This is a genomic window from Telluribacter sp., from assembly GCF_035998675.1.
In the GTDB taxonomy this organism is placed as follows: domain Bacteria; phylum Bacteroidota; class Bacteroidia; order Cytophagales; family Spirosomataceae; genus Telluribacter.
Map to the genome: position 1 here is coordinate 109,249 of NZ_DASYHI010000013.1, position 14,915 is coordinate 124,163.

General features: G+C 49.0%; 12 protein-coding genes. 4 read left to right on the plus strand and 8 right to left on the minus strand.

Annotated features, from left to right (window positions below; all coding sequences use genetic code 11):
* Nucleotides 1-112 precede the first annotated feature (112 nt).
* From VGN67_RS05440 to VGN67_RS05470, 7 genes are all read right to left on the minus strand, one after another.
* Nucleotides 113-2,584 (minus strand): outer membrane beta-barrel family protein, encoded by a 2,472-nt coding sequence (locus tag VGN67_RS05440; protein ID WP_327485765.1) that lies wholly within the window; start codon nucleotides 2,582-2,584, stop codon nucleotides 113-115.
* A gap of 152 nt (nucleotides 2,585-2,736) precedes the next feature.
* Nucleotides 2,737-2,889, minus strand: a complete 153-nt coding sequence (locus tag VGN67_RS05445) for a hypothetical protein (protein WP_327485766.1) — start codon at nucleotides 2,887-2,889, stop codon at nucleotides 2,737-2,739.
* Nucleotides 2,890-2,981: 92 nt separating this feature from the next.
* Complete coding sequence (locus tag VGN67_RS05450) at nucleotides 2,982-4,376, minus strand: serine hydrolase (RefSeq protein ID WP_327485767.1); 1,395 nt, start codon at nucleotides 4,374-4,376, stop codon at nucleotides 2,982-2,984.
* A 273-nt stretch (nucleotides 4,377-4,649) separates the two neighbouring features.
* On the minus strand, nucleotides 4,650-5,522 hold the full coding sequence (locus VGN67_RS05455) for a DUF4097 family beta strand repeat-containing protein (protein ID WP_327485768.1): 873 nt from the start codon (nucleotides 5,520-5,522) through the stop codon (nucleotides 4,650-4,652).
* Nucleotides 5,523-5,564: 42 nt separating this feature from the next.
* Entirely contained in the window at nucleotides 5,565-6,443 is an 879-nt protein-coding gene (locus tag VGN67_RS05460; protein WP_327485769.1) for a DUF4097 family beta strand repeat-containing protein, read from the minus strand.
* A 33-nt stretch (nucleotides 6,444-6,476) separates the two neighbouring features.
* A complete protein-coding gene (locus VGN67_RS05465; RefSeq protein WP_327485770.1) occupies nucleotides 6,477-7,298 on the minus strand; it encodes a zf-HC2 domain-containing protein in 822 nt (273 codons plus the stop codon).
* A gap of 11 nt (nucleotides 7,299-7,309) precedes the next feature.
* Nucleotides 7,310-7,834: an RNA polymerase sigma factor gene (locus VGN67_RS05470; RefSeq protein ID WP_327486019.1), complete on the minus strand. Its 525-nt coding sequence runs from the start codon at nucleotides 7,832-7,834 to the stop codon at nucleotides 7,310-7,312.
* A 331-nt stretch (nucleotides 7,835-8,165) separates the two neighbouring features.
* On the opposite strand from VGN67_RS05470, the gene VGN67_RS05475 reads away from it, so the two are divergent.
* Genes VGN67_RS05475 through VGN67_RS05490 form a run of 4 tightly spaced genes read left to right on the plus strand, consistent with a single transcriptional unit; the run spans nucleotide 8,166 to nucleotide 14,174 of the window.
* The gene (locus tag VGN67_RS05475) at nucleotides 8,166-10,640 is read left to right on the plus strand and encodes a TonB-dependent receptor (protein ID WP_327485771.1); all 2,475 of its coding nucleotides are present in this window, start codon (nucleotides 8,166-8,168) and stop codon (nucleotides 10,638-10,640) included.
* A gap of 14 nt (nucleotides 10,641-10,654) precedes the next feature.
* Entirely contained in the window at nucleotides 10,655-12,097 is a 1,443-nt protein-coding gene (locus VGN67_RS05480; RefSeq protein WP_327485772.1) for an ABC transporter permease, read from the plus strand.
* On the plus strand, nucleotides 12,094-13,473 hold the full coding sequence (locus VGN67_RS05485; protein ID WP_327485773.1) for an ABC transporter permease: 1,380 nt from the start codon (nucleotides 12,094-12,096) through the stop codon (nucleotides 13,471-13,473). Before VGN67_RS05480 ends, VGN67_RS05485 begins: the two co-directional genes overlap by 4 nt.
* 5 nt (nucleotides 13,474-13,478) lie before the next feature.
* A complete protein-coding gene (locus tag VGN67_RS05490; RefSeq protein ID WP_327485774.1) occupies nucleotides 13,479-14,174 on the plus strand; it encodes an ABC transporter ATP-binding protein in 696 nt (231 codons plus the stop codon).
* A 38-nt stretch (nucleotides 14,175-14,212) separates the two neighbouring features.
* Here the strand turns inward: VGN67_RS05490 and VGN67_RS05495 are convergent, their stop codons facing one another.
* Nucleotides 14,213-14,890, minus strand: a complete 678-nt coding sequence (locus tag VGN67_RS05495) for a family 16 glycoside hydrolase (protein ID WP_327485775.1) — start codon at nucleotides 14,888-14,890, stop codon at nucleotides 14,213-14,215.
* Nucleotides 14,891-14,915 lie beyond the last annotated feature (25 nt).

Here is a 14,915-nt window from a genome sequence, read left to right on the forward strand (position 1 = left end):
GTACCAACCTCGTGCCAGCACCTACTACCATTTGATAATCAGATATTTATATAGCCTTATAACACAAAAACTGTCCGAAATCGGACAGTTTTTGTACGGCTGCGAACAGAGACTACGTACGGTTCATTTCTTCCAAACTGTTGTTTCTCCGCTTTATATCCACCTTCTGGCCTCTGCTGAAATTGTAGCGGAGGGTAGCACCCACGCTGCGCCAGCGGAAGTACTGGTCAAACTCGTTGACGTTGCCGCCGATGTCGGTGGTCCAGTAGTAGCGAAAGCCCCTAAACAAGTCGTTGGCGTTGAGCGTCAGGTCCAGCTTTTTCTTCATGAAGCTCCGCTTGAAGGCCACGTCTACCCGGTGCATGGGCGCCATGTGGTACAGGCCCGAAGCCGCCGGACCACGGTACAGCAGGTTCAGCTCCATGCGCACCTCCAGCGGCAACTGGATAGTATGGTTGGACTGCAGCATGAAGAATACCTGGTCGTTCACCAGCGGCCCCTCGGTAGACATCATTGAAAACTTGCTGTACGAAAGTACCGACGTATTCTGCGTATCCCACCACTTCGCAATTTTGAGCGGGGCTACCGCGGTAAATCCGATGTCATACCCGTTGTTGACATTGCCCGTGGTATAAATAGTGGTGGCGTTGGCAACATCCAGAATGGGTATTTCGGCCATGACATCGCGGTTGTAGTTGTAAAAGAAGTTCAGGTTATAGATTTTCTTAAACGTCTGATTGAGGCCAAACGATTGGGTATACTGCGGCCGCAGGTACGGGTTTCCCTCAGTGTAGGTATACGGGTCGCGGTACGAGCGGAAGGGGTTGAGGTTGCCGTAGTTGGGGCGCGTCAGGCGGCGGCTGTAGCTGTAGCTGACCTGGTAGTCCTCCCGGACCTTTTGCTGCAAAAACAAACTGGGGAAGAAGTTGAGGTAGTTGCGCTCGGTCACCTGCCCTGTTGTATAGGAGTTACCCAGTGACTGCGTATTCTCGGCCCGCAGGCCCGCCTGCATTGTAAACTTGTTACTGAGCTTGCCGTTCCAGTTGAGGTAGGCGGCGTAGATGCTCTCCCGGTAGTTGAAGTGGTTGGTCCGCAGCGGGTCCAGCCGTAGCCCTTCGTTGTTGAAGTAAAACCGAAAGTCATTATCCGATACCACCCGACTGACCTTGCCTCCCGCCTCCAGTTTGTGCCCTGGCTTTAACGGACGGGTATAGTCTACCTTGGCCGAATAGATGTTATAACCGTTGGGAGTACTGGTATACAGGAAGTCCCGCGTTTGTGTGTTCCGGGTCAGATCCGTAAAGTAGTTGTAAAAGTTGGCCTCGCCCCGGTTGCTGATGCGGGCGAAGTCCAGGTCCATCGAGAGCAAGGTACCCAGGGTATCCAGCTTGCCGGTATAGTGCAGATTGCTGGTAAAGCTGTTGAAGGTATTGCTACTGATATTATCGGCGTCAATAAACTGCGACGGCGTGGCGGGCGTGTTACCAATGTAGGTCTCCGTTAGGAAATCTGACTCGGCGTGGTTGGTGACGTAGTAGGACGTAAAACCCACGCTGTGCCGGTCGTTGAAGCTGTAATCCGTGCCCAGACGTACCGACGGCGGGCCTTCGACGGTAAAATTGCCCGTAGCTACCTGGTCGAAGTAGGTGGTGCGGTCCTGGCCGTAAAAGATGCGGGTGAAGGTAGCTTCGCGGCCTCCCACGCGGCGGGCGGCATCCAGATTCAGAAACGAATTCCAGCGGCCGCTCCTGTGGTTGATGTTGCCCCCGAACGTATAGCCGTATTGCTGAAAGTTGTTGGTATAGCCCGCGTACACGCTGCCGTTAATGCCCCGCTGGGTGTTTTTTTTCAGGTTAATATTCAGGATGCCCGAGGTACCTTCGGCATCGTACTTAGCCGATGGATTGGTGATAATTTCTATATTCTTGATATTCTCCGCTGACATGCCTTCCAGCATGGCCCGCAGGTCACGAGCTGAAAGGTAAGTGAGCCTCCCGTCTATCATGACGGTGACGCCACTGCGGCCGTTGAGCTGAATATTGCCCTCAGCGTCGACAAATACCCCCGGCGAACGGGCCAGTACCGTAAAGGCCGTGTTACCCGCCGCCATGGCGGTACCTTCCACATTGACCACCATGCGGTCGGCTTCCTGCGTAATGGTGGGCCGCATGGCCTGCACGTTGACTTCCTTCAAATTAGTAGCCGTCATCCTTAGCTGTATGGTACCTACCTCTACGTTGGGCCTATGTTCGGTGATGGCTATACCGCTAATGGTTTTGGTCGAATAGCCGATCAGGCTAACCGCCAGGTCGTATGAGCCTTTCTCAACTCCGGTAAACGAGTACTGCCCCTGACTATCGGTTATGGTGCCGGCCATGGGTTGTGTTTTGCCCTTTGGCAGCAGAGCGACGGTCACAAACTCAATGGGCTTGCTGGTAAGTGAATCAACAAGTACTCCGCGTAGTGTACCAGTCCCGTTAGTAGTTCGGGCAGGCGAAGAAACCGAATTCTGGGCGTATAAGGGTACCGCCAGTAGAAAACTCAGGCATAGTTGTCCCAGCCAGATGAGTAGACTTTTTTTCATAGCTAATAAATAGAAGTAGGTTGATTATGGAATCATTGGGAGCCAACAGCTATGCTCAAAGACACCGGAAGGCGCGTAGGGTTGCATCGCTGCTAGCAAATAGTGGGAGAAAATTGTAAAGCTGGTGTAAAGTGATTGAGTCTCTGTGCTTTTTATTCAGGCTTAATTTTTACTATTTTGTTGTCTCTCATGACAACAAGTTCACTATTTTTCTGCTTCTTAAACTCAATTAGCCTTTCATACACTTTTTCAAGTCCAACCATAATCTTATCTCTAAGCTCATTTTGTTTTTCAACGGTGGTCATAGTACTTTTTTGGGTTGGATTTCATTCGTCAACCCAGCTTTTATAAAGCTGCTGTTGTGCGTTCGTGCTTTTCTTTGGTACTATTTCTCACTCTATTTATTGAAAGCCGGCAATATATACTTACTAATCAATTCGTCAGATGGTGATTGAATATTGTAATTGCCGCCTGTTATAATAGTCACCATATTTTGTTCTTCCCAAATGAATATTTTTTGTCCGCCATTACCTTGAGCTGCCTTTCCAAAATATCTGACTCCATCAGCATCTAAATACTTAATCCACCAAAAATAACCATAATCTACACCTTGAATTACTGAATGCTTAGATAAAGACTGTTTTATCCAATGGGGTGAAATGACCTGCTTGCCATTCCATTGCCCCTTGTTGAGAAACAACAGCCCAAACTTTGCCATGTCTCTTGAATTTAAGAACACCTCACAAATCGTTTCGGTACTTGATTTATCAGGTTTGAAGTTCCAAACATAATTTGTGATTCCTAAATCTTTAAATAGGGTCTGTTCTGCAAATTTAGGTAATGTCATTTTTGTTTGTTTCTCTATGATTCGTCCAGTTAATATGGTATTACCCGAACAATACCTTCCCATCGTGCCTGCACTGTCAATCATAGGCAGGTCAAGCGTAAATTTTACCCAATCATCACTATTGTTCATCTTGTTTTCATGTCCTTCAGATTTCGGATTCGTTATATCACAGTCCAAGCCACTTTGATTAGTAAGCAAGTTTTCAATTGTTATTCTTCTTTTTGCCTCTGAATTATTCTTAATCGAATATTCTGGAAAGAACGAAAGAACAGTCTCGTCTGTACTTTTTATGTAGCCTTTGTCGATGGCAATTCCTGCCAATGCAGAAACAAAGCTCTTAGTTGCAGAACGTAGTTCGTGTAATTTTTCTCTGGTGTATTCATAAAAATATTCTTCAAATACAAGTTTGCCGTCTTTAACAATGAGGACACTATGTACGTTGGCGTACGTTCCATTTATGATTTTTAGCATCATCTCGTTAAGTAAAGATGCGTCTAAACCTGATTTATCTATATTCCCTGACTGCAATCCATCATTACCATCTTTAGGCTGTTCATAATTGTATTCATTCAGGGTGTCTAATCGGGCATACCAGAGTACAATAGGGTACTCAACTTTTTTGCTTAATAACTTAAATTTGGTATCATCTAAAATATAGCCGATTATCTTATTTGACGAATTTCTGAAAAACTGTATTTTCTCCTGGGCTTTACTTATAAATAAATCTTTGCCAATTTGTGTCAGTTCAAATTTTGTATCATTGATGATCGCATACAATAACGTATCTTTTGGAGATGCTGCAATTTTGAAAGGCGATTGATTTCTGTATTCATACAAGCCTTCAAACTCTTTAAGTTGGCGGTATGTATAGATTGAGTATTGCTGTTGTGAAAAAGCTGCTATAGCTGTCAGCCAAAAAGTTATAAGTAGGGTGAACTTCTTCATTTAATTGCGTTTTAGAGTGTTTTATTGGCATAATGCACAACTCGTAAATATACGAACCTTTTGTAGTATTTTCCTCTTAACGATTATTAGAATAAATTTGGACAAAATCATGTACAACAGCACATAAACCAAGCCAATTGGATATCTATTACAACTATTTAAATAGCTCGCCCTTCAAACAATACAAGGTGCGTACTTCGCATTATGTATTGCTATGATTCAACAATACAAAATACGCATCTTGCAAGCAGAGAAGGCAAGGGCAAAGCAGCCTTACTTTGCCCCCGCCTTCCTCACATAAATATTCCCCTGCATGCTTTTCATCATAATCTCGGGGCCACCGCCGTTGATCTTGCCGTTTACCCAATTCTCAACGGCCACCCGGTACATACCCGACTGATTGGAGCGGGTCGCCTGGGGCTGACTCCGGTCAATATCCATGTCGAAATCGCTGAAAATATCGCCCCGGTCCGTCTTCATTTTGAAATTGGCCTTAGCCGCGGCCGGAAACGTGACGTCAATGCGGCCATTCAGGGTCGAAAAGGCCATGGGAGCGTCTGAATTGACATTGGTAAAAGTAGCTTTGATAGCCCCATTGATGGTATTAGCCACCGCCGAACCACCCACGTTCGTCAGCTCAATGGGACCGTTCACATTGTTAATTTCCAGCTCTCCGTTAACATTCTCTATGCTGATGGTACCATTGTTAATGGTACTTACTTTCAGCGAAAACTTCTGAGGTACTTTTATCGTCAGATTCACGGTTCGCGTAAAACTATTGGATTCAATCTTCACGCGGTTTCCCTTTTCCTCGGCGGTCAGCTCAAATCCGTTAGTAGGAGTAATGCGCCGCATGCCAGCCGAACTGGCCTCAGCAGATGAAGTACCTTCCCCTTTGGTCTTTACCTTTTCCTTCACTTTGTCGCTGCCGTCTTTATCCGAACCGGCTACCGCCTCTATAAGTACCTCTTTGCCATTATATCCCACTATTTGAATAGAACCATTGATAAGCCCTACCTCCAGGGTACCTGGCTTGTTGGGGTCGCTCAGGGGTACAGTGAGTTGTTCTTTAGCGTCAGTCTGGGCCATAAGGGGTATAGCGCCCGACAGGAGTAACAGGATGAGCAGGTTTACTATATTTTTCATGATTGGTTTGTTTAAAAGTCGTAGTTTTTAGAAAAGAAGTACTTAGGATTTTTTCTTGATGTACACGTTGCCGTTGAAGGTTTCAAAGCGTAGGTTCTTACCCCCGTTTCCAATCCGGACGGAGGTGTTCCGGTTGAGCTTGTACATCGTCTTGCCTTCCCGCTGCTCCTGGTTTTTGACTACCTTGGTGGGTAGTACTTCGGTCTGAGGATAGTCAGTGTAAAATTCACCTTGGAACGTTTTGAACTGCAGGTCTGCCGAAAGATTGGCCGGGTAGCTCACCTTGATGTCGCCGTTGAGCGTGTAGTAGGAGGAGGCGTCGGCGGGTGCGGTGGCGTAGGTAGCTTCCAGGTTGCCGTTAATGGTATGCGCGTCGGTTACGCCCACCGGGTTTGTCAGCTCTATGCCCCCGTTGATATTGCGTACCCGCAGGGCCCCCGCCACATCCTTCACCACCACGTCACCCCGGTTAATGGTTGATACGTTCAGGTTCATTTGTTGGGGTACTTTTACCGTAAAGTTCAGCGTGAAGTCGTAGTCGAGTTTGCCGCGGTCCCAGTTGCGCCGCTCCCGGTTGGGCCTATCCAGGCCGGGCCGTGTATCGAAAGGTTCGGCAATGTAGGCAAAAATGGTATCGCCTACCTGTTCGAAAGCCAGTTTGAACTCCTGCTTCCCCTCTTCCAGTTCCTGCTGGCTCTTTGCCGTCAGTTCCTTGTCAACTTCAATGGTTACTTTACTGCCCGAAGTACCCTCTACCCGGATAAAACCGTTGATGTTATAAATGGCCAGGGTACTGGCTCCGGCGCTACCCGTCAGGGTAAATTCCCGGTTAATTTTCTCTTTGAACTCCTGCTTTTGCGCTCTGGATTGGGCACAGCAAAGTACCAGCCCCCACAGCAGGGGGAAAAATAGCTTTTTCATAGAATGTCTGGGTTTAAAGAATAGTTATACGAATCAGGAAAGGTCCCGAATGGTCTGCTCCAGTTTACTTTTGACCAGGTCGTTGGTATCCTCCCTTCGCAGCAGTTGCCGCATGGGTTTAATGGATTTCTTCTCCTGCAATTGTACCATCACATCCGCCAGGGCCACCTGTACCAGGGGCGACTCCTGTTTCGTGAGCGATTGGACCAGTCCTTCGCGTACGCGGGCGTCGTTGGCCAGCTCGGCCAGGGCTTCCAGCGTCACCAGGCGTACGTTTACGTTCGGGTCGTTGTTGAGGGTCGTGAGCAGGGCGTCTATTACGCGGCCGTCCACGTCCGTAATTTCTTTGGTGTAGCTGACCGCCCGCAGCCGTTCGGTAGCCGAGGGATTTTCCAGGAGTGAGAGCATCATCAGCTGGCGCATTTCCTCTACCTGCGTTGAGAGCGTGTCAATCTGCTGTTTGTAGGCCACTGTGGGTGTTTGCCGGTACTGCAGCCAGTAGCCCGCTACCGCGCCTACCCCCAGCAGCAGCAGGCTGTACGCCAGGCGCATGGCCTGTCGCGGCTCCCACCACTGTTTCAGTTGCTGCACCAGCCCGGCCCAGCTACTGCGATGGCTCGCTTTCTCTTCCTTTTTAAATTCATCCAGCATGGCGTAAAACCGGGTCTGCATTTCGGGCCGGGGCTCCGGTACCGGCAGGGTACCCAGCCGTTGCCACAGTTGCCGCGTAGCGCTCAGTTCCTGCTGACAGTTGGGGCACCGGGCCAGGTGAGCGTCCAGTACGGCCCTTTCGGCGGCCGGTAGCTGTTCGTTCAGCCATTCGGGCAGTTGTTCCTTCACGTTATCGCAGTTCATGCTATTTCTTTTTACTGTTCAATCTTTAAATAAATCTTTTTCAACTCATTCATGGCCCGGTGCACCCGTACTTTCACGGCGCCTTCGGTCGTGTCGAGTATTCTGGCAATCTCCTCATACTTCAACTCCTGAAAGCGGCTAAGTACCAGTACTTCGCGGTACTCGGGGCTCAGGCTTGCCAGCGCGTCCTGCAGGGTGGCCAGGTCCTGCTCTTTTTGCAGCGGCTCGTCAGCCGCTGTTCCGTCACCAATCTTTTCGGCGTATTCGACCAAGTCGTGGTGGTAGGCCAGCCGCTTGTTCTTCTGCGCCGTATCGACCAGTACGTTGCGCGCCAGGTGGTACATCCAGGAACGAAACGCGCCCTCGCCGGTAAAGGTGTGGCGGTACTTCAGCATCCGGTAAAACACCGTCTGCACTATGTCTTCACTTACATCGGGCCGTCCGCTCATGTGGTACAGGTAGCCGAACAACTCGCGGTGGTACCGCTCAAAGAGCAGCCCCATCTTGTCCAGGTCGCCCGCCCTGACCTTTAGCATCAGGGCATTGTCCGTTAGTGAGTTCAAGCGTGTAGTTGGTGGTTTAGGAATTTAGGGTGAAAACCGGCGTAACCGGTGGAGGTTACAGCAAAATCTGAAATTATTTTTTTGGTGGTATCAGAAATAAGTCAACAGGTTGTAGCTGCTACACCACCGACCTGACTAAAAGTAGCACTACCACCCCCAGATGTTGCATCAAAGCGGAAGTTTAACCAGACAGAGACCAATTACAGCGCCAATTGTCATTATAAAATTTATTGCAACATTGTTGCATTATAAATCTTTGGGCTATATTTGCAACATCGTTGCAGCTAATAACAACTACATCTATATGGTCCTGAGAATTTTACTTTCTGCTCTATTTGTCGCTTTTGCCCCAACGCTTTTCGCACAAATAATCCATTACCAGGGACAGGTCAGGTCCTCCGCCAATGCAGTACTACCGGGAGCTACCGTTCAGCTAACGGGACAGAACGAGCTTAGACAAGCTGTTAGTGACCAGTATGGTAGTTTTAGTTTTACAAATTTACAGAAAGGCATCTACAAGTTGACCGTTAGCTCTGTGGGCTTTGCTACCGGTGAGAAAGTCGTTGATTTACAACGTGGCGAATCGCTAACCGAAACGATAGTACTGACCGCTGCCGAACAGCAGCTACAGGCCGTAGAGATACTGGGTCGTCAGGAGCGGGAATACAATAGTACTTACTCTTTTTCCGCCACTAAAATTGCCACCGAAAACAGGAACATTCCGCAGGCTATCTCTACGGTTACCAAAGAACTCATTGCCGACCGGCAGGCTTTCAGACTGGGGGATGTGGTTAAAAATGTAAGCGGGGTGAGTCCCGTCAGTTTTTACAATCACTATGCCATCCGGGGCATTACCCAAAGCTCAAGCAGTATAGAAAACCGGCTGGTGAACGGGATGCGGACTTCCCAGATTTATTTTAACCAGCCATTGAGCAGCAATGTGGAACGGGTGGAGGTGATTAAAGGCCCCGCCAGCCTTACTTTTTCCAATACCGACCCCGGCGGTAGTATCAACATAATTACCAAGAAACCCCTGCCCGTGGACCGGAAAGAGATTAGCCTGTCGGTCGGTAGTTTTAATACCCTCCGCGGTGCGCTGGATTTTACCGGACCCCTGAACGAACAGAAAACCCTGCTTTACCGCCTCAACGCTGGCTACGAGGACGCGCAAAGCTTTCGTGACCTGCAATTTAAAAAGGCGCTTCTGCTCGCACCCTCTTTTTCGTACGTACCCAACGACAAAACCCAGGTCAATATCGAACTTACCGTTAGCCATGATAATTCCCGCCTGGACCGGGGGCAACCTATTTTTGGGGCCACAGCCGGAAAAACAGACCTGAACAGTACTCCGGTCAGCTTTGCCATTGGTGCTCCCAATGATTACAATAAAACCCAGGAAGTGACTCTGATGAGTAGTCTTACCCATGCTTTTAGCCAACAGGTAAGTCTGAACCTTTCTTTTATGAGACAGGCCTGGTTTGAGGATTTATTTGAACATCGTACTTCCAATACTTTTGCGGCTGACTCAAGCAGCAAACCTATTTCTACTCTTGTTCAGATGCAGGCTTACCAAAGACAACAGAAATGGTATACCAATAACCTGAACGCTTATTTTAGCTTTGATTTAAAGACCGGCCCCCTCAATCACCGGCTCGTGGTCGGCCTTGACCATATCCGGTTTGAAATAGTCCGGGGAGCGGCGCAAAGTACGGCGCGCGGCTTTATAAACGCAGCCGGAAACGGAGTCATAAATACCTACAATCCGGCCAACGCGGCTCTTTATCGGTACACAAACTACAATGGACAGAAGATACCAGTGCCTGGTGTTCCCTACTTTGATTTAAAGAATCCTACGTATGTAATTCGTGATAGGGGAGATTACCTCTTCGAGAGAAGCCAGATTCTACCGGCCAGTTACCAGGTGAGCGGGCTGTACCTGATGGACCAGATTTCGCTCGGAAAATTTATTGCTAACATCGGCCTACGGCAGGAATGGTATACTGACCTGGCTAACTATAAACTGGACAATGAAACAAGGGTAGAGCAAACTAAATTTTTACCGAGGCTGGGCTTAACCTTTACCGCTACCAAACATATCAATGTGTACGGCGTATATACAGAAGGGTATCAGCCCCAGAGCATAACCAGCCTTACTAATCCCGAAGCGGGTGGCCCCTTTGACCCGCTGAGCAGCAACATGTATGAGTTGGGGGCAAAAACCGAGTGGCTGAACGGGGGACTTACCCTCAATGCCGCCTACTTTAACATCACCCAGCGTAACATTCTGATTAGTGCCAATGACCCGGTCAACGTAAACCGATTGATACAAAGGGGAGCTGAAAACAGCCGGGGAATGGAGTTGGATATCACCGGTAAAATTCTGCCCTCCTGGCAGGTCAACTTCTCCTATGCGTACATTGACGCAAGAATTACCGATGATGTGGAAACCCTGAAAGGTCTGCGCAAGGAGAATACCCCCCAAAATAGTTTCAGTTTCTGGTCAAGATATGATTTTACTGCTCCTGCCCTGCGTGGATTGGGGGTTGGTTTTGGGGTGAATCATTCGGGCGAAAAAATCCCCTGGTTTACGCGTGACTTTATGATACCGGCCTACACGCTGGCCGATGCGGCGGTGTACTATAAGGTTCGCGATATTCAGTTTGCGGCCAACATCAATAACCTCTTTAACACCTCCTACTGGTTTGGGGCGATTAACTACACCCGGCTGTATCCGGGGACGCCCCGCAATACCATGGTTAATGTTACCTATAGATTTTAAATAACCTGATTTACATGATAAACCTGAAATTTATCAGCCTAAGTGCGAGACAGGAGTGGAACTCTGTCTTCCGGAGTAAAGCGCCGCTGGTCCTGTATTTTATCCTGCTTGTGATGAGCGTGCTGGCTACCTACACGGGCTGGCAGTATGTGAGCAGTTTTAATGAGCGGCAGGCCATAGCCCGGCAGGAAGTGCATGAGCACTGGATGAACCAGCCCGACCGGCATCCGCACCGGGTCGCTCATTACGGTTACCTGGTTTTCCGGAAAAAATCTTCCCTGAGTTTTTTTGACTTTGGGCTGGATAGCTACGTCGGCAACTCGGTATTTCTGGAAGCCCACCGGCAAAACACGGTCAATATGAGTGAGGCCGGTTTTTCCAATGGTATGCTGCGCTTTGGGGAGTTGAGTATGGCTCTGGTGCTGCAGTTACTGGTGCCTTTGTTCATTATTTTTACCGGCTTTCACACGGTAGCGGGTCTGAAACAAAATGGCGTACTCAAAATTCTTTTGTGCCAGCGCGCAACTTATTTCGAGCTACTGGCCGGTAAAACCCTGGGGCTGGCCGCCATTACCTGGGTCTTATTTCTGCCCCTACTGCTCCTGAGCCTCCTGCTCGGTATCAGCACGCTGCCTGCTAGCGATGGTTCGGGTCTACCAGTGCGCATAGGGCTGCTTCTGCTGAGCTATGGACTCTATTTCCTCATCCTGTCCCTGGTGGTAGTGGCTGTATCTGCCATCAGCAAGACCGCCAAAAACGCACTGATGCTGCTGGTAATGGTCTGGATGCTGCTGTTTATTGTTTTACCCAAAAGCGCCCAAACCCTCGGTAACAATCTGTATGAGGCACCAGATAAGATTTCCTTTGAGCAGGCGCTGGAAAAAGACATCAGCCAGGAAGGTGATAGCCACAATCCGAACGACCCGCACTATACTCAACTAAAAATCAATACGCTGAAAAAGTACGGAGTGGATTCCGTTCAACAGCTTCCAGTCAACTACGGAGCGCTGGTGATGCAGGAAGGGGAAAACATTACGTCCCGCATATTTACTACCCACTACAACCGACTGATACAAACCTACAAAGCGCAGAACTCAATCGCTGAGCTGCTGGGCTTTATGGACCCGTACCTGGCCGTACGCAACGTTTCCATGGTTCTGTGCGGGGTGGACTTTGAAACCTTCTCGGAGTTTCAAAGACAAACGGAGAAGTACCGCTTTGAAAAAACAAGAACTCTCAATGAGATTCATGCCACACAAATCAGCTACCAGAACGACCGCAACCAAAAGGTAAGCCAGGCTACCTGGCAAAAGCAACCTGAGTTCCAGTTTAAGCCGGTCGGCCTTGATGAAAGCCTCAGAAATGGTGCCTTTGGCTTTGCTTCGCTGCTGGCCTGGCTGCTGGGTAGCGGCCTGCTCCTACGCTATATTTCCTCCAAACCTCAATTCATGGTATGAGAATCAGTCAGAAGGTACTATATCTGGAACTAAAAAACTTCCTGTCGGGCAAAATGGTCCTGACAGGATTCATCGGGCTGTCGCTGTTTGCTTTATATGGCTACTTTCACGGCAGTCAGGTAATCAGTCGTCAGGAGAATACTATTGCCGTGGTGCCGGAGGTGCAGCAAGACCACCTGAGCCAGGTAGTGAAACAAGGCCGGGGAAAATCGGCCGGGACTACCGCCTACTACCCTTTTTTCTACACGGTTAATCCCCCCACGCCCTGGGCGAAGTTTACCATTGGGCAGCGGGATGTCAATCCTTTTACGCTCAAAACCAAAATGCTGGCCATCGAAGGGCAACTCTACGACGCCGAGCTGACCAACCCCCTGACCTTACTGGTGGGTAATCTGGACGGTGCTTTTGTGTTTGTTTTTCTTTTTCCGCTGCTTATCATTGCTTTTACCTACAATGTCATTTCCGAAGAGCAGGAAAACGGGGTCTGGAGCATGGTGCGCACCAGCACCGCCTACCCGGGTATTATCATTCTTAGCAAGCTCCTCATTCGGCTGGCGGCCATTCTGTTTACGTGTGTTATCCTGTTTCTGGCGGGAGTTATGTGGCTGAACCTACCTTTGTCTACCCCTACCTGGCAGCTGCTGGCTATAGTGCTGACCTATGTCACGTTCTGGTTTATACTCTGTACTGCTGTGCTGTCGCTGGGAAAAAGTTCTTCCTTTAACGCCACTACCCTGGTGGCCATCTGGATTTTTCTGTGCGTGCTGTTTCCCGGAATTGCCAATATTCTAATCAATAAACAGATTCCTATTCCGGAGGCGGCCGAGACGGCTATTAAACAGCGGGAAGGCTACCACGCGAAATGGGACCTACCCAAAAAGCCTACCATGGAACTATTTTATGCCGCTTACCCGGAATACCGGAAGTATGTCATACCGGAAGACCGTTACTCGGCAGGATGGTACTATGCCATGCAGTACGCAGGTGACGCCGAATCGCAGCTTTCCTCCCGTAACCTCTTCGACAAACTAGGTCAGCGACAGCGCCTGTCGGAGGTTTTCGGACTACTCAACCCGGCTGTTGCCACGCAACAATTGATGAACAAAGTAGCCAATACAGACCTGGCCAGCCATGTGCAGTACCTGCAGTCGGTCAGGCAGCACCATAGCCGTATCCGGGAGTATTTCTATCCCTATATTTTTGAGGAAACACTTACCGAAGACATAAACTGGACTGGCTTTGCGCCCTATACCCCCACCGGCTACACCCGGTATTCATTGACAAATGGTATACTGGCGGTACTTGCCTTTGGTTGCCTGCTGCTGCTTTTTTCAATCTTTTCTATTAAAAAGAATCTCATTCATCATACCTGGTAAGAATTATGCTGGAAGCTAAAAATTTAACAAAAAAATATGGCAGCCATACTGCCCTGAACGACCTGAATCTGACCATCCGGGAAGGTGAAATATTTGCCCTGCTGGGCCAGAACGGAGCTGGAAAAACAACTACTATCAACTTATTTCTTGGCTTTATAGAACCTACCAAAGGGGCCGCTTTTATCAATGAGATCCGGGTAGATGAGCAGCCGCAGGAAATAAAGAAACATCTGGCCTACATTCCGGAAACGGTCATGCTGTATCCGAACCTGACGGGTATTGAAAACCTTGACTTTTTTGCTTCCCTGGCTGGATTTGATTATTCTAAAAAGGAACTGGAAGACCTGCTACTTTCGGCGGGTCTGCAACCCCAGGCTTTCGATAAGCGTATGTCGGGGTACTCAAAGGGGATGAGGCAAAAAGTAGGAATAGCCATCGCAGTGGCCAAAAAAGCGAAGGTGCTGCTGCTGGATGAGCCTACCAGCGGACTTGACCCCAAAGCCTCGAATGAATTTTCGGAAATCCTGAAAACTCTTGCCGTGCAGGGGACGGCCATTCTGATGGCTACCCATGATATATTCAGAGCGCGGGAAGTAGCCACCCGGATTGGTATTATGAAGGAGGGCTCCCTGGAATCGGTCCTAAGTGCACGGGATATTTCGGCTAATGAACTGGAAGCCCTGTACCTGCAAACAGTATGAGTTTGAAAGGGGTAGCATCATATCAGCGAATCCAGTTCTTATTTACCAGTAGCAGGTTTGATCGTAAGATTGGCAAAATCACCTTCTGAGTTATTGCCGACCCACAGCCCCACCGAACCCGTCTGCTGGGTACTTAGCTTGTCCACCACCAGGCTGGGCTGTTCGGCTCCGTTGACAAATACGCTTACTTTGGGCGACGCGACCACTACTTTTACGTGGAACCAGCCGTTGGGATCGGGAGCGTTGGCCAGGGGTTGTTCGTACTTATCGGGGAATTCGCTGCGGAGTTTGGGCCAGTCGTAGCCGGGCATGGATATGTACTGCACGCTGTGGCTGCGGCGGACGGGGTCATCGGCCCGGAAATTGAAAGGGCGGAAATAAATGGCATCGTAGGCTTCCAAATCTTTTCCGTGGAAGGCTATCCCCGGAAAGCTCTGCTGCAAAACGTCCTTGCCACGTACATCAAATTCTATTTCGCCGTTGCTAAATTCTACGTCATTGAGCCAGATGATCCCTGCGCCGGGTTTGGCGTCCAGGTGAATGGCTTTCCTGGATTCGCCGGTCAGGAGAGTTGCCTGCCGGTTTTGGGCCTTAAAGCTATTGGAACTAAGTACTTGTGATAAATCCAGTCCTGTCCTTTTTTGGGCGGTGGCGGTCGGGACTGCCACCCATTGAACCAATGTGCAGAGTACTAATGCTGTCAGGAGTTTTTTCATGGCTAAGTAGTATATATGTTTATTT